Source organism: Pseudomonas sp. LBUM1678, from assembly GCF_059695575.1.
Genome location: NZ_CP166775.1, coordinates 5,850,834 through 5,876,720, shown reverse-complemented (window position 1 = coordinate 5,876,720; position 25,887 = coordinate 5,850,834). Strand labels below are relative to the sequence as shown.

20 protein-coding genes and 1 pseudogene are annotated in these 25,887 nt (G+C 59.5%); 9 read left to right on the top strand and 12 right to left on the bottom strand.

The features are described from left to right. Positions 1–45: 45 nt before the first annotated feature. Positions 46–414 (bottom strand): PilZ domain-containing protein, encoded by a 369-nt coding sequence (locus tag ACA070_RS26715; protein WP_497448976.1) that lies wholly within the window; start codon positions 412–414, stop codon positions 46–48. A 159-nt stretch (positions 415–573) separates the two neighbouring features. Between ACA070_RS26715 and ACA070_RS26710 the strand changes: the two genes are divergently transcribed. From ACA070_RS26710 to yjiA, 3 genes are all read left to right on the top strand, one after another. After that, complete coding sequence (locus ACA070_RS26710) at positions 574–2,640, top strand: carbon starvation CstA family protein (RefSeq protein WP_497448975.1); 2,067 nt, start codon at positions 574–576, stop codon at positions 2,638–2,640. A 14-nt stretch (positions 2,641–2,654) separates the two neighbouring features. Beyond that, positions 2,655–2,852 (top strand): YbdD/YjiX family protein, encoded by a 198-nt coding sequence (locus ACA070_RS26705; RefSeq protein WP_007895266.1) that lies wholly within the window; start codon positions 2,655–2,657, stop codon positions 2,850–2,852. Positions 2,853–3,015: 163 nt separating this feature from the next. Further along, the gene (gene yjiA, locus ACA070_RS26700) at positions 3,016–3,984 is read left to right on the top strand and encodes a GTPase (RefSeq protein WP_497448974.1); all 969 of its coding nucleotides are present in this window, start codon (positions 3,016–3,018) and stop codon (positions 3,982–3,984) included. Positions 3,985–4,083: 99 nt separating this feature from the next. On the opposite strand, the gene ACA070_RS26695 is transcribed toward yjiA, so the two are convergent. From ACA070_RS26695 to ACA070_RS26675, 5 genes are all read right to left on the bottom strand, one after another. Next, a complete protein-coding gene (locus ACA070_RS26695) occupies positions 4,084–4,773 on the bottom strand; it encodes a GntR family transcriptional regulator (protein ID WP_497448973.1) in 690 nt (229 codons plus the stop codon). A 25-nt stretch (positions 4,774–4,798) separates the two neighbouring features. Then, entirely contained in the window at positions 4,799–5,503 is a 705-nt protein-coding gene (locus ACA070_RS26690; RefSeq protein WP_497448972.1) for a FadR/GntR family transcriptional regulator, read from the bottom strand. Positions 5,504–5,570: 67 nt separating this feature from the next. Next, entirely contained in the window at positions 5,571–6,884 is a 1,314-nt protein-coding gene (locus tag ACA070_RS26685) for a C4-dicarboxylate transporter DctA (RefSeq protein WP_010467502.1), read from the bottom strand. A gap of 326 nt (positions 6,885–7,210) precedes the next feature. Next, entirely contained in the window at positions 7,211–8,464 is a 1,254-nt protein-coding gene (gene glyA, locus ACA070_RS26680; RefSeq protein WP_497448971.1) for a serine hydroxymethyltransferase, read from the bottom strand. 239 nt (positions 8,465–8,703) lie between these two features. Next, positions 8,704–12,552 (bottom strand): bifunctional diguanylate cyclase/phosphodiesterase, encoded by a 3,849-nt coding sequence (locus ACA070_RS26675; RefSeq protein WP_497448970.1) that lies wholly within the window; start codon positions 12,550–12,552, stop codon positions 8,704–8,706. A 284-nt stretch (positions 12,553–12,836) separates the two neighbouring features. Here ACA070_RS26675 and ettA point away from each other — a divergent pair, with 284 nt between their 5' ends. Beyond that, positions 12,837–14,501, top strand: a complete 1,665-nt coding sequence (gene ettA / locus ACA070_RS26670) for an energy-dependent translational throttle protein EttA (protein WP_461955792.1) — start codon at positions 12,837–12,839, stop codon at positions 14,499–14,501. 165 nt (positions 14,502–14,666) lie between these two features. On the opposite strand, the gene ACA070_RS26665 is transcribed toward ettA, so the two are convergent. From ACA070_RS26665 to ACA070_RS26650, 4 genes are all read right to left on the bottom strand, one after another. Beyond that, positions 14,667–15,161 (bottom strand): GreA/GreB family elongation factor, encoded by a 495-nt coding sequence (locus ACA070_RS26665; RefSeq protein ID WP_497448969.1) that lies wholly within the window; start codon positions 15,159–15,161, stop codon positions 14,667–14,669. A gap of 70 nt (positions 15,162–15,231) precedes the next feature. Continuing rightward, on the bottom strand, positions 15,232–15,588 hold the full coding sequence (locus ACA070_RS26660) for a hypothetical protein (protein WP_497448968.1): 357 nt from the start codon (positions 15,586–15,588) through the stop codon (positions 15,232–15,234). Between the two features lie 217 nt (positions 15,589–15,805). Next, positions 15,806–17,659, bottom strand: coding sequence for an Lnb N-terminal periplasmic domain-containing protein (locus tag ACA070_RS26655; protein ID WP_497448967.1), 1,854 nt, complete (start codon positions 17,657–17,659; stop codon positions 15,806–15,808). A 111-nt stretch (positions 17,660–17,770) separates the two neighbouring features. Continuing rightward, complete coding sequence (locus tag ACA070_RS26650; RefSeq protein WP_461955788.1) at positions 17,771–18,259, bottom strand: DUF3015 domain-containing protein; 489 nt, start codon at positions 18,257–18,259, stop codon at positions 17,771–17,773. Between the two features lie 276 nt (positions 18,260–18,535). Here ACA070_RS26650 and ACA070_RS26645 point away from each other — a divergent pair, with 276 nt between their 5' ends. Together ACA070_RS26645 and ACA070_RS26640 are read left to right on the top strand one after the other, a co-directional pair. Beyond that, the gene (locus ACA070_RS26645) at positions 18,536–20,974 is read left to right on the top strand and encodes a Lon protease family protein (RefSeq protein ID WP_497448966.1); all 2,439 of its coding nucleotides are present in this window, start codon (positions 18,536–18,538) and stop codon (positions 20,972–20,974) included. A 293-nt stretch (positions 20,975–21,267) separates the two neighbouring features. Then, positions 21,268–21,607, top strand: a pseudogene (locus tag ACA070_RS26640) (PA4575 family protein). A gap of 5 nt (positions 21,608–21,612) precedes the next feature. Here ACA070_RS26640 and ACA070_RS26635 read toward each other — a convergent pair. Continuing rightward, on the bottom strand, positions 21,613–23,442 hold the full coding sequence (locus ACA070_RS26635) for a hypothetical protein (RefSeq protein WP_497448965.1): 1,830 nt from the start codon (positions 23,440–23,442) through the stop codon (positions 21,613–21,615). Positions 23,443–23,601: 159 nt separating this feature from the next. Between ACA070_RS26635 and ACA070_RS26630 the strand changes: the two genes are divergently transcribed. From ACA070_RS26630 to bamJ, 3 genes are all read left to right on the top strand, one after another. Next, positions 23,602–24,090, top strand: a complete 489-nt coding sequence (locus ACA070_RS26630; RefSeq protein ID WP_030129464.1) for a TIGR00645 family protein — start codon at positions 23,602–23,604, stop codon at positions 24,088–24,090. A 250-nt stretch (positions 24,091–24,340) separates the two neighbouring features. Beyond that, positions 24,341–24,652 carry a DUF6482 family protein gene (locus ACA070_RS26625; protein WP_497448964.1) on the top strand — a complete coding sequence of 104 codons (312 nt, stop codon included), beginning with the start codon at positions 24,341–24,343 and terminating at the stop codon, positions 24,650–24,652. A 121-nt stretch (positions 24,653–24,773) separates the two neighbouring features. Beyond that, complete coding sequence (gene bamJ, locus ACA070_RS26620) at positions 24,774–25,391, top strand: BamJ family beta-barrel-assembly machinery protein (RefSeq protein ID WP_497448963.1); 618 nt, start codon at positions 24,774–24,776, stop codon at positions 25,389–25,391. A 113-nt stretch (positions 25,392–25,504) separates the two neighbouring features. Here bamJ and ACA070_RS26615 read toward each other — a convergent pair whose 3' ends face one another. Then, positions 25,505–25,762, bottom strand: coding sequence for a PA4570 family protein (locus ACA070_RS26615; RefSeq protein WP_407014232.1), 258 nt, complete (start codon positions 25,760–25,762; stop codon positions 25,505–25,507). Between the last annotated feature and the right edge of the window lie 125 nt (positions 25,763–25,887).

Below are 25,887 nucleotides of genomic sequence, written 5' to 3'. Positions count from 1 at the left end.
CTATCGCGAGCAGGCTCGCTCCCACATTGGATTAGTGTCGGGCCGTCAGATTTCGATCAGGGCGCCCAATTCGCGCTCCAGTTCCTGGGGATCCCCCAGGTTGAATTCGATCAATCGCCGCAGGCGCTCGATGGATTCCAGGCTGATGTGTTTGCAGACAAAGCCGAGCTGGCCATGATCATCGTGGGTCAACATCACATCCATCTTGATCTCGACATCCTCGGTAAGGTGAATATCGACCAGGAAATGCCAATCTGGATTACCCAGCCACGGCTCGGGTTTCTCGATCAACAGCCCCTTGAGTGACAGGTCGATCAGCTTCACCGGCCAGATGAATTCCCCCTGGCTCAGCTCGGTTCGGGCATCGAACGCAATACGTTTGAAGCGGCGGCGTTCGGCAGGGTGCTCGCTCATGGCGCAATCCTCTGGTTGTCCGCTGACTATAGACCCGCATGGTTAAAGCCTGCCAGTCAGGACAGTTCTCTAGACCAATGTCGGGGTATGGCCTTTGTCGTCAGGCGAGCTAAACTCGGGGTGGCTGTCTTTCTTGTCCACCCTGGCTGGAATCATAAAATGAAAAATAATAATAGCCTGCTACGCCATCTACCCTGGCTGCTGCTGGCAATCGTGGGAGCGTGCGCCCTTGGTGTCGTGGCATTGCGCCGAGGTGAGGCGATCAACGCCTTGTGGATTGTGGTCGCTGCCGTGGCCATTTATCTGGTTGCCTACCGCTATTACAGTCTGTTCATCGCTAATAATGTGATGCAACTCGACCCGCGACGGGCCACCCCCGCCGTGATCAACAATGATGGCCTGGACTACGTCCCGACCAACAAACACATCCTCTTCGGTCACCACTTCGCGGCCATCGCTGGCGCGGGGCCGCTGGTCGGTCCGGTATTGGCGGCGCAGATGGGCTATCTGCCCGGCACGCTGTGGCTGATTGCCGGTGTGGTGCTGGCCGGTGCCGTTCAGGACTTCATGGTCCTGTTCATGTCCACCCGCCGCAACGGCCGCTCTCTGGGCGACATGGTCCGTGAAGAAATGGGCCGCATCCCCGGCACCATCGCGCTGTTTGGCTGCTTCCTGATCATGATCATCATCCTCGCGGTGCTGGCGCTGATCGTGGTCAAGGCGTTGGCTGAGAGCCCGTGGGGCATTTTCACGGTGATGGCGACCATCCCGATCGCGATGTTCATGGGCATTTACATGCGCTACATCCGCCCGGGCCGCATCGGTGAAATCTCCGTGGTCGGCGTGTTGCTGCTGCTCGGTTCGATCTGGCTGGGCGGGCAGATTGCCGCCGATCCGGTCTGGGCCAAGGCGTTCACCTTCACTGGCGTGCAGATTACGTGGATGCTGGTCGGTTACGGTTTCGTGGCCGCCTCGTTACCGGTCTGGCTGATACTGGCGCCGCGTGACTACCTGTCGACGTTCCTGAAAATCGGCACCATCGTGGCCTTGGCGATCGGTATTCTGGTCACCATGCCCGAGCTGAAAATGCCAGCATTGACCCAGTTCATCGACGGTACTGGCCCTGTGTGGAAGGGCGGTCTGTTCCCGTTCCTGTTCATCACCATCGCCTGTGGTGCGGTTTCCGGTTTCCACGCGCTGATCTCCTCCGGCACCACGCCGAAACTGCTGGATAACGAAGTCAACGCCCGTTACATCGGTTACGGCGGCATGTTGATGGAATCCTTCGTCGCCATCATGGCGATGGTCGCGGCTTCGGTGATCGAACCGGGCGTGTATTTCGCCATGAACAGCCCGGCGGCAGTCGTCGGCGGTGACGTGGTGACAGTGGCTCAAACGGTCACCAGCTGGGGTTTTGCAATCACCCCGGAAGCGCTGCAAGCGGTGGCCAAGGACATTGGTGAAACCACGATCCTGGCCCGTGCCGGCGGTGCGCCGACCCTGGCGGTCGGTATCGCGCAGATCCTGCACAGTGTCCTGCCGGGTGAAAACACCATGGCATTCTGGTACCACTTCGCGATCCTGTTCGAAGCGTTGTTCATCCTGACCGCAGTAGACGCCGGTACCCGTGCCGGACGGTTCATGTTGCAGGATTTGCTCGGCTCGTTCGTGCCGGCGCTGAAACGCACCGAATCCTGGACCGCCAACCTGATCGCAACCGCTGGCTGCGTGGCGATGTGGGGTTGGTTGCTGTACCAGGGCGTGATCGATCCACTGGGCGGCATCAACACCTTGTGGCCGTTGTTCGGTATCTCCAACCAGATGCTGGCCGGTATCGCGCTGATGCTCGGCACCGTTGTGCTGATCAAAATGAAACGCCAGCGCTACGTCTGGGTGACCATGCTGCCAGCGGTCTGGCTGCTGATCTGCACCACCACCGCAGGCTTCATCAAGCTGTTCGACGCCAACCCGGCGATCGGCTTCCTGTCGCTGGCGAAGAAATACAGCGATGCCCTGGCCAACGGTCAGATCCTCGCCCCGGCCAAGGACATCACTCAGATGCAGCACGTGATCTTCAACGCTTACACCAACGCTACGCTCACCGCGCTGTTCCTGTTCGTGGTCTTCAGTATCCTGTTCTATGCGCTCAAGGTCGGTATTTCCGCCTGGGGCAGCAAAGAGCGTACGGATAAAGAAGCACCGTTCCAGGCGCTGCCGGATGCGTAATCGAGGAATGCACGATGTTCAATGACCTGAGTCGCCTCGGTAAATACCTCGGTCAGGCCGCGCGCCTGATGGTCGGCATGCCCGACTACGACAACTACGTCGAGCATATGCAGACCAAACACCCGGACAAACCGGTGATGAGTTACGAGATGTTCTTCCGGGAACGCCAGGAAGCTCGTTACGGTGGCAAGGGTGGGCCGAAGTGTTGTTGACCCGGTTGTCGGGTTAACAGCAATTCCTGTGGGAGCTAGCCTGCTGGCGATGACGGCTGAACATTCAACATCACTGTTGATTGACAGTCCGCCATCGCTAGCAGGCTAGCTCCCACATTTATTTTGTGTTGATACTTTAATTTTGTGAAACAGGAGACTCCAGTTGTCCTCTCCCATCCCAGTCACGATCCTCAGCGGCTTTCTCGGCGCGGGCAAGACCACGCTGCTGCGCCACCTGCTTAAAGCCGAGCACGGCCTGAAAATCGCGGTGATCGAGAACGAATTCAGCGACGCCGGTATCGACACCCAGCTGTTGGGTGACGAACCCGTGCAAGTGATGACGCTGTCCAACGGCTGCGTCTGCTGCACCATCCACACCGACCTGACCAAGGCCTTGTACCTGCTGCTCGAACGCCTGGACAGCGGCGAAATCGCCTTCGACCGGCTGGTGATCGAATGCACCGGCCTGGCCGACCCGGCACCGGTGGCACAAACCTTTTTCATCGATGAAGAGCTGCGCGAGCGTTACATTCTCGACGGCATCATTACCCTGGTCGACGCGGCGCACGCCGACACTCACCTGACCCAGACCATCGCCCAGGCGCAAATCGGTTTTGCCGACCGCTTGCTGGTGAGCAAACGGGATCTGGTGGACGAATCGACGTTTACCGCGTTGAGCGAGCGCCTGACCCGCATCAACCGTCGCGCGCCGATTCGCGTGGTCGAACACGGCAAGATCGACCTGGCCGAGCTGCTCGACGTGCGCGGCTTCAACCTGAATGCCGACCTCGGCGGCGTCAGCCTGCGCCCGGTAGGCAAGGCGCCCTCCATCGACCGGATTTCCAGCCTGGTGCTGCGCACCGACAAGCCGCTGGATCTCGACAGGCTCAGTGAGTTCATGAACGAGCTGCTGGAAGACCATGGCAAGCAATTGCTGCGCTACAAAGGTGTGTTGAACATCGTTGGCGAGCCGCGGCGCATGGTGTTTCAGGGGGTGCTGAAGCTTTACGGATTCGACTGGGACACGGAGTGGGCGGACGACGAGGCGCGGGAAAGCGTGATCGTGTTTATTGCCGATGATTTGCCGGAAGAGAAAATCCGTGAGGGGTTTGCGCGGGTGGCGGCGGATTGAACCATTGTGTCCGTCAGTGATGACGCCTTCGCGGGCAAGCCTCGCTCCTACAAGGGCTATGAATTACCTGTAGGAGCGAGGCTTGCCCGCGAAGGCGATTTAACCGGCAGCACGATCTTGACTGGATCTCGATCCAGCGTTCAGCAATGTCTCTTCCAGATGATCAAGATGCCGATTCAGCGAAGCCACTGCCATTTCGGCATCCCCACGCTCAATCGCATCCAGAATCCCCGCATGCACCCGCCACCCGCAATATCCCTCCACCTGCGCATCAAACTGCGCAATCGCCAGCGACGTCAGCGGCACCAGACTGCCGAGAAAATGCGCCAACGGCGCATTCCCCGCCATTTCCGCCAACTGCAAATGAAACTCCCCCGACAACCGAATCGCCGGGCCCCGCGCGGTACAGCGGCGCTCGCTTTCGATCAGGGCACGCAGGCGATTCAAGTCTTGCGCACGAGGTTGCCGGCAGGCCAGTCGCACCAACGTGATCTCGGTCAGCCGCCGTGCATGCAGCGTCTGCCGGGTCTGTTCGGCATCGAGCGCGGCAACGCGGGGCCGATGATTCGCTCGAAGGACGATGATCTGCTGATGAGACAGGCGCGTCAGCACGCCACGAATGTCACTGCGTCGAACGCTGAACGTCTGCGCCAGGCTTTCTTCGGTAAAGCGGCTGGACGCAGTGAGGCGCTGTTCGAGAATGGCGTCGAAGATCCGCGAATAGAGATCATCCACCCGCGATGGAAAGGGCAGGGCAGTGAGTGTTTTCGGTGAAGCGAAGCTATTCATGGCCTGTCTCCAGTTCGAAGCAGTTTCAGCTGCCGAGGTTGTCGTCCGGGATATTCAACTCAATGCCCATCCGCTGGCCTTCCCGGAGGATGTGCCGACGCATCTCGGCGCTGGCCTGGGCGCTGTTTTTGCTGCGGATCGCGCGCACCACGGCTTCGTTCTCCTCAAGGCGTTCGGCCAGATGCTCTGGCGAATTGCGCAGCACTTCGGCGCTTTGCTTGAGGGCATTGCTGGTCTGCTGCACCACGCTCTGGAAGATCGGGTTCGAGGTCAGCGTGAACAGTTCTTCGTGGAAGGCGATGTAGGCGTTCGCTCCGGCTTCGCTGTCGTTGGCTTCCAGCGCTTCGCGCATGTCCATGAGGGTCAGGCGCAGTTGCCCGACTTCCTTGCTGCTGATCGATTGCGCGACCAGGCCGACGATAAAGGGCTCGAGGGTGTAGCGCAGTTGCAGCACGTCTTCCAGGCTGGCGCCGGCCACCGCGCTGTCGTGGCTTTGGCTGTCGCTGAGATGGGCGTCCAGCACCACCACGCCTTTGCCGGGCATCGAGCGCACCAGGCCAAGGGTTTCCAGCACGATCACCGCTTCACGCAGGCTCGGGCGGCTGATGCCCAGTTGTTCGGCCAACTCACGTTGCCCCGGCAGCATTTCGCCGGAGCGCCACTGACCACGGGCCAAAGCGGCCCGAAGTTTTTCTACGACTGAGTTCACAACGGTCGACGAGGTAATCACTGTTCGCTCCATGAGCATCCAAAACGGTTGATGACCGTGCCTGCCCGCAGGCAGGCACGGCGATTATTCAAAATTCCTGCTGATGTGCCGGGGCGACGGGTTTTCTTGGCTGGAAGGTATAACCCACCTGGCCGGAAAGCACTTTGTTCGCCCGTTGAATATCGATGTCCTTCTCCCAACGGGCGATGGCCACGGTAGCGACGCAGTTGCCGATCAGGTTGGTCAGCGCCCGGCCGATGCCCATGAACCAGTCCACCGCCAGCACCAGCACCAGGCCCACCACCGGAATCGCCGGGATCGCCGTGAGTGTTGCCGCCAGAATCACCAGCGCCGAACCGGGAATCCCGTGGGCACCTTTGGAGGTGATCAACGATACCAACAGAATCGTCAGCAGATCAGTCATGGCCAGCGGCGTGCCGGTGGCATTGGCAATGAAGACGATGGCGAGGGTCAGGTAGATCGAAAAACCGTCGAGGTTGAACGAATAACCCGTAGGAATCACCAATCCGACTGTCGAACTGCCGATGCCCAGATGCTCAAGCTTGCGCATGATTTGTGGCAGCACGGCGTCGGAAGAAGCGGTGCCCATGACGATCAGCAGTTCTTCGCGCAGGTACTTGAGCAGTGGCCACATCTTCAGGCCCGAAAGACGCATCACCAGGCCGAGAATCAAGGTCACAAACGCCACACAGGTCAGGTAAAACAGGCCGACCAGGCTGCCCAGGTGCTGCAGCGAATCCAGGCCATATTTGCTGGTGGTAAAAGCGATGGCGCCGAACACGCCGATCGGCGCCAGGCGCACGATCATGCCCATGATGCGGAAGATCACGTGGCTCAGCTCATTGATCAGCCGGGAAATCCCTGAAGCCGCTTCACCCACCAGGTTCAGCGCACTGCCGAACAGCACCGAAAACAGCAGCACTTGCAGAATGTTGTTCTCCGCGAAGGCGCCGATCACCGAGGTCGGGATCAGGTTCATCAGGAACTGGGAGGTGGTTTGCATGTGCTGGCCGCGCTGGGCAATGTCGCCCATGTCGGCAGCGGAAAGCTGATCCAGATGAATGTTCGCGCCGCTGCCGATCCCGGTGGTGAAAGCGAACACCAGACCAATCACCAGGGCGATGGTGGTCAGGATCTCAAAGTAGATCACCGACTTCAGGCCGATGCGGCCGACCTTCTTCAAGTCGCCGGCACCGCTGATACCGCTGACCACGACGCAGAACACGATCAGGCCGATGAGCATCTTGATCAGTTTGATGAAGCCGTCGCCGAGCGGTTTGAGCTGGGCAGAGTATTCAGGAAGGGTCAGCCCGCAGACGATGCCGAGCACCAGTCCGAGAACCACTTGGAGGAAGATTGAACGCGAGCACCATCTGAGCATGGGAGGAATCCTGGTCGGTGTCCTGGCTGCCGACGCTAGGCGCATCAGATTCAGGACTTAATTATTGTGGTCTTACCGGTATGTCCAGTGCAGGCGCAGTCTAGGCGTTGTTTTTGGGTGATCGCAAGTGGAAATTGTGTAATTGGCATGACCGGTCTGACCAGTGGTGCTGGTCCTGTAGGAGCCGGCTTGCTGGCGATGGCGGCCAAAAGATCATTGCAAGGTTCAAGGACGTATCGCCAGCAAGCCGGCTCCTACAAATCCAGGACGAAAAAAAACCGGCCATCACGTGGCCGGTTTTTCAGTGCTGCGGTTCAGCGGTGCAATTAAGCGCCGTACACCGGCAGCTTCTTGCAGATGGCCTTGACCTTCTCACGAACGGCATCGATCACCGCTTCGTTGTTCAGGTCCGCCAGGATGTCGCAGATCCAGCCGGCCAGCTCTTTGCACTCTGCTTCCTTGAAGCCGCGAGTGGTCACAGCCGGAGTACCGAAGCGCAGGCCGGAGGTGACGAACGGGGAGCGTGGATCGTTTGGCACGGAGTTCTTGTTCACGGTGATGAACGCTTTGCCCAGAGCAGCGTCGGCGTCTTTACCGGAGATTTCCTGCTTGATCAGCGACAGCAGGAACAGGTGGTTTTCAGTACCGCCCGATACCACGTCGAAACCGCGCTCGATGAACACGCCGGCCATGGCCTTGGCGTTCTTCACTACTTGTTGCTGGTAAGTCTTGAACTCAGGCTGCAGCGCTTCCTTGAAGCAGATCGCTTTGGCGGCGATAACGTGCTCCAGCGGGCCACCCTGGGCGCCCGGGAATACGGCGGAGTTCAGCTTCTTCTCGATGTCGGCGTTGGCGCGAGCCAGGATCAGGCCGCCACGTGGACCGCGCAGGGTCTTGTGCGTGGTGGTGGTCACGACGTCAGCGAATGGAACCGGGTTCGGGTAGACGCCAGCGGCGACCAGACCGGCCACGTGGGCCATGTCAACGAACAGGTAGGCGCCGACTTTGTCAGCTATTTCGCGGAAGCGCGGGAAGTCGAGGATCTGCGAGTAGGCAGAGAAACCGGCCACGATCATTTTCGGCTTGTGTTCAACGGCCAGGCGCTCGACTTCGTCGTAGTCGATCAGGCCATTGGTGTCGATGCCGTACTGAACGGCGTTGTACAGCTTGCCGGAGGAGGAAACGCTGGCGCCGTGGGTCAGGTGACCGCCATGGGCCAGGCTCATGCCCAGGATGGTGTCGCCCGCTTGCAGCAGAGCCAGGTAAACGGCGCTGTTGGCTTGGGAACCGGCGTGCGGCTGAACGTTGGCGTAATCGGCGCCGAACAGTTCCTTGGCGCGGTCGATGGCCAGCTGCTCAACCACGTCGACGAACTCGCAACCACCGTAGTAGCGCTTGCCCGGGTAGCCTTCGGCGTACTTGTTGGTCAGTACCGAGCCTTGAGCTTCCATCACCGCTGGGCTGGTGTAGTTTTCCGAAGCGATCAGCTCGATGTGTTCTTCCTGGCGCTGAGCTTCTTGCTCCATGGCGGCAAAAAGATCGGCGTCGTACTTGGCAATAGTCAAATCACGGCTGAACATGGCGGTCCTCAAGGATCGGGGGCAGAAAAGGGGGGCATTCTAACCCAATGGGTTTTAGATGGCATATGAAAGGACATCATGTCGCAGACAAGTGGCGTTCATGCTGGGATCAGCGGTGATTGTGCCGGCCCAATCGCCAGCAGGCTGGCTCCCACAGTAATCGCGATAGCTGCAAATTCCCTGACCGACATAAATTCTTGTGGGAGCCAGCCTGCTGGCGATGGCCTCTCCACAAAATTTCAGTCGAACATGAAGAGCGCATCATTGCTGAACTGCGCTTCAAACCGGCTCGCCGGCATCGGCCGCCCGAACAGATACCCCTGAACCTCATCGCACCCATGCTCACGCAGGAAGTCGAGTTGCTCATGGGTTTCCACTCCCTCGGCAATCACAGCCAGATTGAGGCTGTGGGCCATGGCGATGATCGCCCGGGCAATCTGCGCATCCTGTTCTCCCGACGGCAGGCCATCAACAAAGGTGCGGTCGATTTTCAGCACGTCGATGGGGAATTGCTTGAGGTAGTTGAGCGATGAATAACCGGTGCCGAAGTCATCGACCGCAATGCTCAGGCCGAGGTTTTTCAACCCGGCGAGGATCTGCATCGCTTCGCTGACTTCGCGCATCAGGATACTTTCGGTCAGTTCCAGCTCCAGGCACGCCGGCGGCAGGCCGGTTTCCTTGAGAATGGTGGCGATCCGCGTGCCGAGCTGGCCGTCGGAGAACTGCCGGGCCGAGATGTTCACCGACACCTTCGGTACGCGCACCTTGGCCTGGTGCCAGGTCTTGAGCTGACGGCAGGCTTCGCTGATCACCCAGTCGCCGACATCCACCACCAGCCCGAGCTCTTCGAGCACCGGAATGAAATCCCCCGGCGGCACCAGGCCGCGACGTGGATGACGCCAGCGCAGCAGTGCTTCGGCACCGGTCAGGCGTTTACCATCGCCGCTGAACTGCGGCTGGTAGTACAGAACGAATTCGTCTTGTTCCAGGGCATGCCGCAAGTCGCTTTCCAGTTCCAGGCGCTCCAGGGCGCTGGCGTTCATGTCCGCCTGATAGAACTGGAAGTTGTTCTTGCCGCGCTCCTTGGCGTGGTACATCGCGGTGTCGGCGTTCTTCATCAGCTGGCTGAGCTCGTTGCCATCCTGCGGGCTCAAAGCGATACCGATACTGGCGGTGACGAAGAATTCGCGGCCTTCCAGCACGAACGGTTTCACCAGGCTGGCGAGGATTTGCTCGGCCACATGAATCGCCCGGTTCAAGGCCACTTCACGGTTGACCCGCGGTTGCAGGAGCAAGGTGAATTCATCGCCACCCATGCGCGCCACGGTGTCGTCATCGTCGACGCAACCGAGCAGGCGCGTGGCCATTTCCTTGAGCATGCGGTCGCCGGCGGCGTGGCCGAGGGAATCGTTGATCGGCTTGAAACGGTCGAGGTCGAGAAACATCAGCACCACCCAGGACTTCTGCCGCTCGGCTGATTGCAGCGCGGTGTGCAGACGGTCCTGGAACAGCGTGCGGTTGGGCAGGTGGGTCAGGGCGTCGTAGTAGGCGAGGCGGTGAATCCGCTGCTCGCTGGCCTTGCGCTCGCTGATGTCGCTGAAGAAGCACACGTAACTGGCCAGATCACCTTCATCGTCGAGCACCGCCGTGATGCCGACCCAGGCCGGGTAATGCTCGCCGTTGCGCCGCTTGAGCCAGACTTCGCCTTCCCAGGTGCTGTTCTGATGCAGTTGCTTGAGCACATAACGCAGGTGGGCTTCCTGCTGCTCGTCGACGGTCAGCATGTTCGGCAGCTGGTCCAGCACCTGCTCCACGGCATAACCGCTGACGCGACTGAACGCTTCGTTGGCCTGGACGATGTAGCCGGCCGGGTCGGTGATCAGGATCGCCGAGGTCGAATGCTCGAATACCGTGGCGGCCATGCGCAGGTCTTTCTCGGCCCGGCGTTGCTGGCTTATGTCGCGACCGACGCCCAGCACGCCTTCGAAGGCGCCGTGTTCGTCCCAGACCAGCACCAACCGCAGTTCGATCGGGATCTTGCGCCCATCGGCCCGCAGGCAATCAAACAGGAACAGCTGGGTCTGCACCTGACTGCGCAACAGCGCCAGTTGCTCGGGTTTATCCAGCGCTTTGCTGACCCGGTCCATCAGGCCGTAAATGCCGGTCAGTTGTTGCGGGTTGGCGATGGTCGATTGCCAGCCGTTCTGGAAGATCCACTCGGCGTCGTAGCCCAGTACGGCATGCACCGACGGGCTGACGTAGTTGAGCTTCATTTTGCTGTCGGTGGAGAAAATCACGTCGCTGATGCTTTCGGCAAGCATCCGGTAGCGCTGCTCGCTGTCACGCAGGGATTCACTGGCTTCGATCTGATCGGTGATGTCCTTGGCCACGCCGATGATCCGCGTGACCTGATCGTGTTTGTCCCGCGCCAAAGCCTGTTCGCGAATCTCGAAACGCCGCCACTTGCCGTCGCGATGACGGAACCGCAGCTGGCATTGCAGCAACTGGGTGTAACCGGCGTGGCGCTGGGTCTGGCGCGAGCGGTGGTAGTAATCGGCATCTTCGGGGTGCAGGAGGATTTCCCAGAAGTACTCGCCCATCTGGTGCAGCTCGGTGCGGTTGTAACCGAGGGTCTGGCCCAAGTGGTGGTTGCTGAAAATCATCCGCTGGCTGATCACGTCTTGCACGTACAGGTGATCCGGCACAGTGCGCACCACATCGGACCAGAAGCCTTCACGTTCCAGCAGCGACAGCTCGATCAGCTTGCGGCTGGTGATGTCGGTGATGCTCAGGATCACCGCCTTATAGTCGGCGTGATCTTCCGGCAGTCGCAGCACCAGCCACAGGTGCTGGTCACGGCCATTGGCATCTTTAAGCTGGATTTCCAGCTCAAGCTGTTTCTGCTGGTTGAGCACGGTTTCGAGCACTTGGTGGCCAATGGCGGTGCCGTCCAGCGGGGAGCCTTCAATCAACAGTTTCCAGGCCTGATCGCATGAATTGACGTTAAGCAGTTGCAGGGCGACCAGGTTGACCTCGGTGATACGCAGTTCCGAAAGCAGCTGGCGGCGCTGCTCCGGTGTTTCGAGCCAGGCCTTGAGTTGCTCGCTGTTGTGCAGGTGGGCCTTGTCGAAGAAAGCCTTTAGCCCCGAGACGTCAAGGACGCAAAGGGCAACGCCGGTGCCTTCGAAAATATCGTGATAGCGCCGGCGGCCTTCATGCAGTTGGCGTTGACGGCGGCGAATATTCAGCAGCGCGATGAACGGCAGCAGGGAGAAGGCCAGGCCCAACAGGCATTTGCCGATGAACGCCGGCAACAGTTGTTCGAGCACTTGCTGGCGATCGAACAGCCCACGCAGCTGCCAATCACTGCTGCTCAGGGGCACCGTCAGCACGCTGTTGGCCATATCGTCCGGGGACAGCGCGCTCGGTTTGACCGAAGGCGACGCTTCATCGCGGCTGATGATCTGGTGATTGACCCGGTTTTCCACCAGCCACAGCGGACGAATGCCGGCTTCGTTTTGCTTGGTCAGTGACGAGAAAAAGGTCGGCGTCAGGCGCAAGGCCCAGTAACCACGGCTGCTGCCGCTGGCTTGATGCAAAAGCAGGTGCACCACTGAGCCGTCATCGGCATTGCTGAAATAGTGGACCTGGGCGCGGCTGCGCCGGACCAGATCGCTGAGGTAGTCGGCGTCCTGGCTGTCGGCGGCGCTGTCGCTGAGGACTTTGCCGGAAGGACTGAGCAACGCCAGGCTGCGCAGTTCAGGCAGCGACTGTTGCAACTTGCGCAGCAACGCCTGCTGTTCGTCGGCAGTTTGCGGTTGTTCGACGATTGGTAGCAGGTTGAGGGCGATCTGGGCGTTGAGCGCCATGTTCAGGCTGACTTGCGCGGCCAGGTCGGCGGTGTAGTCGATGGTGTATTGGCGCTGGTGTTTCTGGGTTTCGCGAAGCTGATCCAGCAACTGCCAGAACAGCAGCGCGAGCAGCAACAGCACGAGCATCGCCAACGCACCCTTCAAGGATCCGCGCAGGGGCGAGCCAGTCGCAGCATTGGGTGCGCTCACGGACGAAGGCGGAGAGACATTAGACAAACTGTAATCCTGCGGTTTGGCTGGACTGGCGCGACGTGCACTATAAGCCGGACGCCCGAAGGGCGGCTAGCATGCCTTGAGTTGTGGCGAAGTGCCAGCCCTTCGCGGCTGGACTGCCATCTGTCATTCAGGTAGCTTTGCCGGTTACGCGGGAGCGTTCCAGCTCCTAGACTCAGGCTTTTCTCACGCGCACGTATTGATAACGATCAATCGCTGGCAGCGTGCAAGGCCTGGCCGGGCACCGCCTGCGCTCCAAATCATCTGTCACTGACCCAAGGTTCTCCATGGCTCAATACGTATTCACCATGCATCGGCTGGGCAAAGTTGTTCCGCCGAAGCGGGAAATCCTGAAAAACATTTCTCTGTCGTTCTTCCCCGGCGCCAAGATCGGCGTGCTCGGCCTCAACGGTTCGGGTAAGTCCACGCTGCTGAAAATCATGGCGGGCGTCGACACCGAGTTCGAGGGCGAAGCCCGTCCGATGCCGGAGCTGAACATCGGCTACCTGCCACAGGAACCAATCCTGGACCCGACCAAGACCGTGCGTGAAGTGGTCGAGGAAGCGGTCAGCGTGATCAAAAACGCCCAGGCGCGCCTGGACGAGGTCTACGCGGCTTATGCTGAGGAAGATGCCGACTTCGACAAACTGGCCGCCGAACAGGCCAAGCTCGAAGCCATCCTGCAAGCCAGCGATGGTCACAACCTGGATCGCCAACTGGAAGTCGCCGCCGATGCGCTGCGTCTGCCGGCCTGGGATGCCAAGGTCGAATTCCTGTCCGGTGGTGAAAAGCGTCGTGTGGCCCTGTGCCGCCTGCTGCTGTCCGCCCCCGACATGCTGCTGCTCGACGAACCGACCAACCACCTGGACGCCGATTCCGTCGCCTGGCTGGAGCACTTTCTGCACGATTTCCCGGGTACCGTGGTAGCGATCACGCACGACCGTTACTTCCTGGACAACGTTGCCGGCTGGATCCTCGAGCTCGACCGCGGCGCCGGTATCCCGTACGAGGGCAACTATTCGGGTTGGCTTGAAGCCAAGTCCGATCGTCTGGCGGCTGAATCCAAGTCGCAGTCGGCTCACGAAAAAGCCATGAAGGAAGAACTGGAGTGGGTGCGCAAAGGCGCCAAGGCCCGCCAGTCCAAATCCAAGGCTCGTCTGCAACGCTTCGAAGAAATGCAATCGCAGGAATTCCAGAAGCGCAGCGAAACCAACGAGATCTACATCCCGGCCGGTCCGCGCCTGGGTGACAAGGTCATCGAGTTCAAGAACGTCTCCAAAGGCTATGGCGATCGCGTGTTGATCGACAACCTGTCGTTCTCCATGCCTAAAGGCGCCATCGTTGGCGTGATCGGCGGTAACGGCGCCGGTAAATCGACTCTGTTCCGCATGCTGATGGGCAAGGAAACACCGGATTCGGGCAGCATCGAAGTCGGCGAAACCGTGCAACTGGCCTGCGTCGACCAGAGCCGCGAAGACCTGGATGGCAGCAAGACTGTGTTCCAGCAAATCTCCGACGGTTCTGATCAGATCCGCATCGGCAACTACGAGATTCCGTCGCGTACGTACGTTGGTCGCTTCAACTTCAAGGGCGGCGATCAGCAGAAGTTCGTCAAGGACCTGTCCGGTGGTGAGCGCGGTCGCTTGCACCTGGCCCTGACCCTGAAAGAGGGCGGCAACGTCTTGCTGCTCGACGAACCGTCCAACGACCTCGACGTTGAAACCCTGCGTTCCCTGGAAGAAGCCCTGCTGGACTTCCCGGGCGCCGCCATTGTGATCTCTCACGATCGGTGGTTCCTTGACCGCGTCGCGACCCACATCCTGGCGTACGAAGACGACTCGCAAGCGGTGTTCTTCGAAGGCAACTACACCGAGTACGAAGCCGATCGCCGAAAGCGTCTCGGCGAAGCGGCTACCCAGCCGCATCGTGTACGGCACAAGAAACTGGCCTGATATCGGGTTGGGTGCATGAAAAACGGAGCCTTCGGGGCTCCGTTTTTTTATGGGCTTCCGTTACACCGTGGTGCGGCCATCGCTAGCAGGCTAGCTCCCACAGGCGTATGCGATCGACACAAATCCAGTGTGGGAGCTAGCCTGCTAGCGATGGCGGCCTAAAGATCACCCAATCTCTATATGCAGAACCTCAATCACCAAATCCCCCACCGGCCGTTTCCACACCACTTCATCCCCGACCTGCGCGCCCAGCAACGCCCGCCCCAGTGGCGAACCCCAGTTAATCAGCCCGCTCGCAGCCTCCGCCTGATCCTCGCCCACCAACTGCACGCGTTGTTCGTTGCCCTGTTCATCGGCAAAGGTCACCCAGGCGCCCATCTGCACTTTGTTGGTTGAGGAGGCCGGCACGACCAACTGAGCGCTTTGCAGGCGTTGATTGAAGTACCGCCAGTCACGCTCAAGGTCGGCCTGGCGCTGTTTGTCCGCCAGTTCACCCTTCGAACTCTGTTCATTGAGCAGGTTTTGCACCTCGGCGACTTTCGCCTGAAGCTGCGCGCGCCCGGCGGGCGTGACGTAATTGGGCTGCGCGCTGACCTGCCGTTCGACTGGCTGATCGGCTTGCGCGGCGGCGTTATCTTCATTGACGAAAGCGCGACTCATGGTTTTCTCCCGTTATAGGGTTTGGGCCATGGTTACAGGCTTTTAGTTTCGACGGATGTCTGTCAGCGACTCATTGCGAGCGATAGGCACGGGCGGCGTCCTGGTCCTTCTGTTGCTGCCAGGCTTTGTCCCGGTCGTCCCAATGGTGGCTGCGATAGTCTTCACGATCTTCATTTTCGCGCATGGCCTGGCACTGACGAAACCCGTCGCTCCAGCCCTCGGCGTACTGCTTGTCCTTGAGATAACGCGGGACGTTCTTGCGAAACTCCCCGGTAATTGCCCCGGCGGCTTGCCGGCCACTGCTGCAACCGTCATCGAAACCATCGGCGAACGCCGGTGGATAACCTTTGGCGATCAAATCTTCGTGGGTTGACTGGCAACCCGCGATCAACATCAACAACCCCAGCACACCTGCGCAACGCCACATTTCGTACTCCCGGCCGTTGAACGGCCTACGGGTGAAGTCTAGGAGTGGAATCGTGAGGGGGATGTGAAAGGCGTGTGATCAATCTGTTGGCCACCACAAATCCCCTGTGGGAGCGAGCCTGCTCGCGATGGCGGTATGTCAGTCAGCAATGATGTCTACTGACGCACCGCCATCGCGAGCAGGCTCGCTCCCACATTGGTTTTGCGGTGGATTCGGATCAGTAGTGATACCACTTCACCTCAAGCATCACTTCGTTCTCGGGCGAGGCGAGGTGGCTGAATTCGCGCTGGGCGCTCAGGCGCAGCCCCAGGTTGCGCGACACTTCCCATTGCTGGTTCAGGCTCACACTGCGGCGCACTTCGCCATTGGTGAAGAAATCGCCCTTGGTTTCCAGACTGAAGTTGCCCAGCGGATTTTTCCACAGCAGGCCACTGTTGAAACCTGCCGCCGGTGCGATAAAGCCCGCGAAGTCGTTGTTGTGCTCGACGCGCACGGTGCCCAGCGCAAAGCCGAGCATGTCTTCGCCCAGTTGCCAGGTGCCGCCACCACCACCGTTGACGTGGCTGACCAACGTTTCGTCGTCATGCTTGCCCGGCACGCGCTCCAGACCGCCCGTGACTTGCCACGAAAGCGGCTGCAACAGCTCATTGCGCGGCGTCAGGGAGCGGATAGTCGCCAGGTCCAGTTGCTGGAACTGCCAGTGATTGCCTTCGTACTGGCGCAGTTTCATCTGCAGGATTTCGATCTGCGCACCGAGCGGGAAGCTCTCGGCGTTATCGTTGAGATCGTGATAAGCCATGCGCAGGCCATATTCGCCGAACGCCTTGTCGCCGCGGGTGCCGATACCGGCCTGCCAAGTGCGGGATTCGTGACCGTCCTCTGGCAAGCCGGGTCGCGCAATGTCCAGCTCAGGCGGGGGGTTCTGGTTGATCGCCCGCAGCAGTTCGAAACTTCGTTGCGCCTGCTCCGGATCGCGTTCCTGGCCATTGGCCCGGTAACGCTCCAGTCGATAGGCCGCATCGATGATCAGCGCCTGGCGCTCGCGGGGCTGGGCCTTGAATGCAGGTGTCTGCAATTGCTTCTGGTCGGCGCTGACTTTCAGTACCCAGTCCTGCTCGTCGCGGGTCAACGGCTCGGCGCGGCTCAGCAGTTCACGTTCACGGGACGGGCGATACTGAATCGATTCCACCAGCCCGGCTTCTTTCACCGCTTTGACGGTGTCGGTGGGAATCGCGGTCAGCGGGAACTGTTCGGTCAGGCGCAGGCCAGGCCGCGCCACTTGCAGCAGCTCAAGCAAGCGATAGGAGCAGTTTTCGTCGAAAAAGAAATAGTCGAACTGGATCTGCTTCAACTCCCAGACGTGTTCGACCATGCGCTCGGTTTCTGCCTGCGTCAGGTTCAGCCGGTACTCCCACAGGTCCCGGTTCTCGAGGCTGCGGTATTCAGAGAGTTTTTCCTGGTACGGCACCAGCGCAAACAGACCCGGATAGCCACCCATCAAGCCTTTCCAGGCGTAGAGGATGCTGTTGTCCGAGCCTTCGATGTAGGCGCCGAAGTTGATCGCATAACTGAGCAGGGCGGTTTGATCGCTCTGCACATTGGCCTGGTCGATGCGCAGCAAGGTATGGCCGAACATCGATGACGGACTGTTCAGATAAGCCGCCGGGAAAATCATCACCGCGCTATGGGGCGAGACATCCTTGAACCATTGCTTGAACTCCGTGCAATCGAGCGTCGGCAAATCTGTCAGGTTGAGTTGCGCTCTCAGCCAGCGGGTACGGGCCGGATAGACGCATTGCGCATGCTTTTCGCCGGCACTGGCCGGGGCGTACAGCGCCTGCACGGTGGCCGCCAGTTCGCGGTCGGGGTGTTCGTTGCCATCGGGTGTGAGAAAGAACTTCCTGTCGCTGACATAGCTGCGCCAGCCGCCCAACTTGGCGGTTTCGTAGTGGCCCAGGGAAATCCAGAAGGGGTCGTTGGCCAGTTGCTGCAAACGTTGATTGTCGACATGTGGCGCGGCGGACAGCGGGGCGCAGACACAGAGCGCCAGCCAGGCAAGGCGTTTGAGCATAGTGGGCAACTTAAGTCGAAAAAAAACAAAGACCCAAAGAGGGCAGGTCAAAAAGGGCCAGGTCCAAAAAAACAAAACCCGCTCCCCCGAAAAGGAGCGGGCGGGTCGAGCTTAAGCTTGAGTAGCGTACTTGGCCAGACGCGGATCGCTCTTCAGAACGGCCAGGGTGTTGGTATGCACGTCGTCAGCGGTCACGTCAGCCTTGCTGAAGATCTGCTGGAAGTGCTCGTGAGTCACGGCAGCGAAGTGCGCACGGTCTTCCGGCGCCACGCCCAGTACCACAGCGTAGGTCGTCAGCGCTTCGCCGTTACCTTTGGCCATGTCTTCGGACAGCTCGTTCATCATGCCATTCATGGCAATCCAGGATTTGCCGCCATAGGTCAGCGACGCATTAGTCGAGCAACCGTTGGTACCGGAGGTCATACCGAAGGTCGCGTTGCCGGAAGTGCCGTTGGTGGTGGATGCCAGGAAGTGAGCCGGGGTGCCACGCTGACCTTCGAACAGCATGTTGCCCCAACCGCAATCCGGGCCGCCTGGCGCTTGCGCCATGGCGTTGATGGATACAGCGGTGAAGAGAGTACCGAGAAGAATCCGTTTCATAGCTATGTTCTCTTTATGTGCATACCAATGGACAAGGGGTCTGGCCCAATCCGGCGCCAGTGGGCCAGTTATTAATCCAGCCGCGCAGTTTGGAGTTTAGGCACGTTCCCGTGGTTCCGTGATTTTTTGCAAAACATTCGTTGAAATCATTGATTTGCCCCCGGCCTGCCTGGCGATGACGGTTTGTCTATGCTTTGGCTGGAGGCGCGCCTTGCAAGTGAGGTATGGGCAGCGCCAGAATGCCGCTATCTGCCCCGCCTGATGTAAGGAAGCCCGATGCCTGATCCTGTTGCTGCCAGCTTGCGTCTAGCGCCTGAAGCGCTGACCCGTCCGTTTTCCGCTGAACAGTTCAGCTTCTCTACCACCAATGATCTGGAGCCTTTCCGCGGTGTGCTTGGCCAGGAACGCGCGGTCGAAGCATTGCAGTTCGGCGTGGCCATGCCGCGCCCCGGTTACAACGTATTTGTCATGGGTGAGCCCGGCACCGGCCGGTTTTCGTTCGTTAAACGCTACCTGAAAGCCGAAGGCAAACGCCTGCAAACCCCGGCGGACTGGGTCTACGTCAATAATTACGATGAACCTCGCGAGCCTCGCGCACTGGAGTTGCCATCGGGCACCGCCGGCGCCTTCATCGCTGACATCAACGGTTTGATCGACAACCTGCTGGCGACCTTTCCGGCCGTCTTCGAACACCCGTCCTACCAGCAAAAGAAAAGCGCCATTGACCGCGCCTTCAACCAGCGCTACGACAAGGCGCTGGATGTGATCGAGCGCCTGGCGCTGGAGAAGGAAGTCGCGCTGTATCGCGACGCCAGCAACATTGCCTTCACGCCGATGAGCGAAGGCAAGGCCCTGGACGAAGCGGAATTCGCCCAGCTGCCGGAAGCCGATCGTGAGCGTTTCCACGACGATATTTCCGGTCTTGAGGAGCGACTGAACGAGGAGCTCGCCAGCCTGCCGCAATGGAAGCGCGAGTCGAGCAATCAACTGCGCCACCTCAACGAAGAAACCATCACCCTGGCCTTGCAGCCGTTGCTGTCGCCGTTGTCGGAGAAATACGCAGAGAACGCAGCCGTGTGCGGTTACCTGCAAGCCATGCAGGTCTATCTGCTCAAGACCGTGGTCGAGCAACTGGTGGACGACAGCAAGACAGACGCCATCGCCCGCAAGCTACTGGAAGAGCAATATGCCCCGAGTCTGGTGGTGGGGCATTCGTCCAGCGGCGGTGCGCCGGTGGTCTTCGAGCCGCACCCGACTTATGAAAACCTGTTTGGCCGCATTGAATACAGCACCGATCAGGGCGCGCTCTACACCACGTATCGGCAGCTGCGTCCCGGTGCCTTGCACCGCGCAAACGGCGGATTCCTGATCCTTGAAGCGGAAAAAATGCTCAGCGAGCCGTTCGTGTGGGATGCGCTCAAGCGCGCCCTGCAATCGCGCAAACTGAAAATGGAGTCGCCGCTGGGTGAACTGGGCCGTCTGGCCACGGTGACCCTGACGCCGCAACACATTCCGTTGCAGGTCAAAGTCGTCATCATTGGCGCGCGTCAGCTGTATTACACGCTGCAAGACCTCGATCCGGACTTCCAGGAGATGTTCCGCGTCCTGGTGGACTTCGACGAAGACATCCCGATGGTCGACGAAAGCCTGGAGCAGTTCGCCCAGTTGCTCAAAACCCGCACCTCGGAAGAAGGCATGGCTCCGTTGACGGCCGATGCCGTGGCGCGCCTGGCGACGTACAGCGCGCGCCTGGCCGAACACCAGGGGCGTTTGTCGGCGCGTATCGGTGATCTGTTCCAACTGGTCAGCGAGGCGGACTTCATCCGTCACCTGGCGGGCGACGAGATGACCGATGCCGGGCATATCGAACGGGCGCTCAAGGCCAAGGCCACCCGCACCGGGCGCGTCTCGGCGCGGATTCTCGATGACATGCTGGCCGGGATCATCCTGATCGATACGGACGGCGCCGCCGTCGGCAAGTGCAACGGGCTGACCGTGCTGGAAGTCGGCGACTCGGCGTTCGGTGTGCCGGCGCGGATTTCCGCCACGGTTTACCCGGGTGGTAGCGGCATCGTCGACATCGAGCGCGAGGTCAACCTCGGCCAGCCGATTCACTCCAAAGGCGTGATGATTCTCACCGGGTATCTGGGCAGCCGTTACGCCCAGGAATTCCCGCTGGCGATTTCCGCGAGTATCGCGCTGGAGCAATCCTACGGTTACGTCGATGGTGACAGTGCGTCGCTGGGCGAGGCGTGTACGCTGATCTCGGCGCTGTCGAAAACGCCACTCAAGCAGTGCTTTGCGATCACCGGCTCGATCAACCAGTTCGGTGAAGTGCAGGCGGTGGGCGGGGTCAACGAGAAGATCGAAGGCTTCTTCCGACTCTGCGAGGCCCGCGGGCTGACCGGCGAGCAGGGGGCGATCATCCCGCAGGCCAACGTGGCCACGCTGATGCTCGACGAGAAGGTGTTGTCGGCAGTGCGTGCGGGGCAGTTCCATGTCTACGCCGTGCGCCAGGCCGACGAGGCGTTGAGCCTGTTGGTCGGCGAGCCGGCCGGTGCGCCGGATGCCGATGGCCAGTTCCCTGAAGGCAGCGTCAATGCGCGGGTGGTGGAACGCTTGCGCGTGATCGCGGAAATGATCAGCGAGGAAGACCTCAAGGAAGCCGAGAAAGAAGCGGCGCTGGAAGCACTGGTCGAGGCCAAACCGGCCTGACTGTGATGATCGTTCCCACGCTCTGCGTGGGAATGCCTCCGGTGACGCTCTGCGTCACGCTTTCAGGGACGCGGAGCGTCCCGGCTGCATTCCCACGCAGAGCGTGGGGAACGATCAGTGTCATCAGTCTGGCGTCAATGTTCGCACAATGACCATTCGGCGCCTTCTGGTCTCACTTGACGTGCTAGTCAGACTTTTCTTCTATTCTCAGCTCAAGGATATCGACAGTAATCACTGGATCGAGACAGCCTTCCTGTGGGGGCTGAATACCGGATCTACTGAGGGTCGCCGCCATGTCGCGCAACCTCTGCCTCACCCGTCAATGTTTGGGCCTTGTGACCCGTATCGAGTGCGCCATCCGCCCATTGGCGGGGGATACGGGCATGTGGACCTTGCTTTTTGCCGCCGGAATGGCTGGCGAACAACCTTCCGCCATTAAGGCGCAAGGCCCGTTTCATGGCCCTTTCGTGGCTGAATCAATTCTCGACACGATTGTTGAAAGCCTGACCCTGCATGGCTACGAGCTGGCCGATGACCCACAAATCTGGTGCCTGCACCTGCAAGCCCAACTGCGGGAAATCAACGGCGGCCGTGGCCGCAACCTCGGTGGCTGAGTGTCGGCCCGAGCACTGAACCGGCTATTGCTCAAGGTGGGACAGATCAGCCTTGGCCAGTTTGACCTCGAAACCATACTGGACCGTGGTGAGGTCGGTTCGCTGATAACTTTCCAGACGCGTGGGCTGGCCATAGAAGTAATGCACGGCAAATAACGCCGGGCCTTCTGCGGTCGCGTCGTGAGTGACGGAAAGAATCTCTTTCAGATAGTTTCCAGAGTCGTCCTTGGCGAAAAATCGCCAGTCCTGGGCAGGAAACAGCTTCAAATCAACCACCAACGCGTTGCCTTTGAGTTCCAGGCCCTTGGGCAGCGCATGGGCGTCGAGCGATTGTTTGGCGATCGTCGCCAGGAACAGCGGCATGGAGCCCACTGCGTAGGCCGGCGTTTCCGGAAACAGGTTCAAGTCATAGGTGATGGCGCCGCGCAGCGGGTCGACCTCATAAGCCTCTGGTGGCAGCTCGATCGGCTCATCGCGTTTGCCGCTGCCATCCTCCGTAAAGAACGTGACCGGGCTATCGCCAGGGCTGAACGACGTGCCAAGTAGCTCATCATTGAAGCTTTTGGGGTGATCGAACTCAATGCGCGCGGCACTGGGGTCGTCCACCGATTGGCTGACGAGAATGCCCTTCTTCAGTTGTTCCTCGCTCAATGTCGCGCCCTTGAGCCAGATTTGGGCCCGATCGTCATACACCACCACTGGCAAGGTCAGTGGCTGGATGGCTTTTTCCGTGGTGTGCGAGTCGAAGCGGCGCACCGGCAGGTTCAGATCCTTGCGGGTGACCGTGGCGGCCGAGAAGTCCAGCACGCTGACCTCAACGATTTCGACCGGGCCGTTGAAATACACTTTGCTGTATTGATTTTTCTGTTGCGCCTCGAAGGCGCGCTGTTCTTCATCGATCTGTTTACCGAACGTCTCGCTCCAGACCTTCTGCTGCTGAATTTTCGCCAGTTGTTTTTGATAAAAGGCAATTTGCTCGGCGGTTTCATTGATCGAACCCGAGCGCGAGAGAAATTGCCCTGTGGTGTCCCTGGCCTGGACGATCAGTGGATTCAACGGTGTTTCGCTGACTTCCGGCGGCAGCGGCGCGCTGTTGTTGAATTCGATTTCGGCGTAGTTGTTGCCAAGTTTCAGCAGGGTGACGCTGAGGTTGTCGTTGGTGCGGGTCTGGCCAACGTCTTTTTTCGTCAGGTCGAAGGTGTAGAGCTTGCGCGGGGCAATGACCTCGACCTTGCCTTGCAGGCTTACCGGTTGGGGCTGGCTCTTGTTGTCCACGTCCAGGCCGTCGATGAACGGATAGGTCACCGTCAGATCGTCGGGATTGGTCAGGTTGGAACTCGAGGGGCTCAGTTGAATGCCGGGATCGGTTTCCGACCATTCCGGCTGGAACGCGATGACGCGCTTGTTGCTCAGAGTCACCGATTGCCATTCCAGGCCATGGGGAAAGAGAAATGCATCCGGAATGTTGAAATTGAAGGGGAACACCGGTTGCAGATCGGTCAGGTAGTCGGAGCTGGAGTCTTTGTGCAAGACGAACAAACCGTTGATGTAGGTATCGACCAGGGCCTGTGGCGTGGGGTAGTGCTTGAGCACGGCGAGAACGTCTTCGCCGTATTCGGTTTCCACGGGTTTGCTGTCGAGCTTGAGTTGCGCACGCTCGAGCAACAACAGCGAACCGCCAAGTTCGGCTACGGCATCCTTGAGTTTCGGGTCCTGAATCGCATCCAGAGACTTCTCGAATTGCGCAGTCTTTTCCTCGAGGCTGGTCTGGCGCTTCTCTTCACTGGGCGAGCAGCCGCTCAGCAGCAGAGCCAGGCAAATGCCGGCACTCGTTAGTGGCAATCGCACATCCATTTCCAGTCTTCCTGTCCGATGTCGCTGAGCTGTCAATAGTCTGGACACTAGCAGAAAAATTTTGTGACACACGCGCAGGTCGCGGATTTCCCGACGGTTTCTGCCTGTAACAGCTGACTGTTATACTCGCGGCCATTTTCAGCCCAGGTGTGAGATTCAATGGAACGCTTTATCGAAAATGCGATGTACGCCTCCCGCTGGCTGCTGGCGCCGATCTACTTCGGTCTGTCCCTTGGGCTACTGGCGCTGGCGCTGAAATTCTTCCAGGAAGTTTTCCACGTCATCCCTAACGTGTTCTCGATGGCCGAGTCCGACCTGATCCTGGTACTGCTGTCGCTGATCGACATGGCGCTGGTGGGCGGTTTGCTGGTGATGGTGATGATTTCCGGTTACGAGAACTTTGTTTCTCAACTGGATATCGACGACAGCAAGGAAAAGCTCAACTGGCTGGGCACCATGGATTCGTCTTCGCTGAAGATGAAAGTGGCGGCCTCCATCGTGGCGATCTCATCCATCCACCTGCTGCGGGTTTTCATGGACGCCAAGAACGTCGATCCCGAGCATTTGAAGTGGTACGTGATCATTCACATGACCTTTGTGGTGTCGGCGTTTGCCATGGGTTATCTGGATAAGCTGACCAAGCACTGATCCTGCCAGGAACGCTCCCTGTGGCGAGGGAGCTTGCTCCTGTTGGGCTGCGAATCGCCCCCGCTTTATCTCCAGTTGTTTCCCTTGCAGCATTGACGACTGCTGCGCAGCCGAGCTCGAGCTCGAGCAAGCTCGCTCGCCACAGGTTCTTCGTCAAACCAGACGGGCGGTGTCGCTCGTGGCTTGTACTTTGATGCATCAAGGCATATGCCTGTAAGTATCTTGGCTCGACACCGTATGAGGTGCCTTCATGAATGTTGAAGAGTTACGTGCTTACGCCATCGCCGGGAAAGTCGATGAGCTGAACCTGATTTCCATGGAGGGCGGGATCTATCTGCTGGAGGCACGCATGCATGGCGCTGCGTATCCGTTAAGTGATGCCCACGGTCAAATGTTTCATTTGCGCTCGGTCGAACATGCACGTGATGTGATCAAGTCCTTTCCTGTATTGCCATTCAACCTTGTGCACACCTCGGTGCATGATGAAATGTGCGGGCTGAGTGCGAGTGACGAGGAAAGCCTGAAGCTGCCGATGGCTTGCCGTTCGTTCTGGGCACACTGACACCGCTCATCAGCGCAACGACATCTGTGCTAGTCTGCTGGCCCTTTTGGTTCCGGGCGCTCCGGGACGCGCTGTGCACGCACGGCAAGTTCCAGGGCCGTCCGCACAGCGGAGCAGTGTCATGTCCGAAGTAAATCTGTCCACCGACGAAACCCGCGTCAGCTACGGTATCGGCCGTCAGCTGGGCGACCAACTGCGCGACAACCCGCCACCGGGCGTTAGCCTGGACGCGATCCTGGCTGGCTTGACCGACGCGTTCGCCGGTAAGCCTAGCCGTGTGGGTCAGGAAGAAATGTCCGCAAGCTTCAAGGTGATCCGCGAAATCATGCAAGCCGAAGCAGCTGCAAAAGCTGAAGCGGCCGCTGGCGAAGGCCTGGTTTTCCTGGCTGAAAACGCCAAGCGTGACGGCATCACCACCCTGGCTTCCGGCCTGCAATTCGAAGTACTGACTCAAGGCGAAGGCGCCAAGCCAACCCGTGAAGATCAAGTGCGCACTCACTACCACGGCACCCTGATCGACGGCACTGTGTTCGACAGCTCCTACGATCGTGGCCAGCCTGCAGAATTCCCGGTCGGCGGCGTGATCGCTGGCTGGACCGAAGCCCTGCAACTGATGAATGCCGGCAGCAAATGGCGTCTGTACGTGCCGAGCGAACTGGCTTACGGCGCTCAAGGCGTTGGCAGCATTCCGCCGCACAGCGTTCTGGTGTTCGACGTCGAGCTGCTCGACGTTCTGTAAGCCTGATTACCTTGTAGGAGCGGGCTTGCTGGCGATAGCATCACCGCGGTGTTCCTGAAACACCGCGGCGCCTGGATCGCCAGCAAGCCAGCTCCTACAAGGTTTTGTGTTCCTCATATTTCGATCTTGTGCTGCAATTCACTGGTCGGGCGCAACGCCCGGGCATAGCAGAACAGAAACAGATTACGCACCAGTTCCTTGAGCACCACCGGCTCGCTGGAACTCAAGCCGTTGACGTCCAGATCACCCTGATCCTGCAGCTCGTTCAAGGCTTCTTCTTCAAGCACTGCACACACTTCCCCGGTTTCCCGATGCAGGATCCTGAGGTACGGGTGTGGGCGGTCCAGCCAGGCATCGATCAAATAAGTCATGGGTCTCATCTCCATTGATGGGTTTCAATGAGAATAATTCTTATTCATCAAATAGCAAGGACCTATTGGCGGTTTGTGATTTTTTCCGGGTAAAGATTGCGTAAGGTCAAAACGACTGGCGTTTG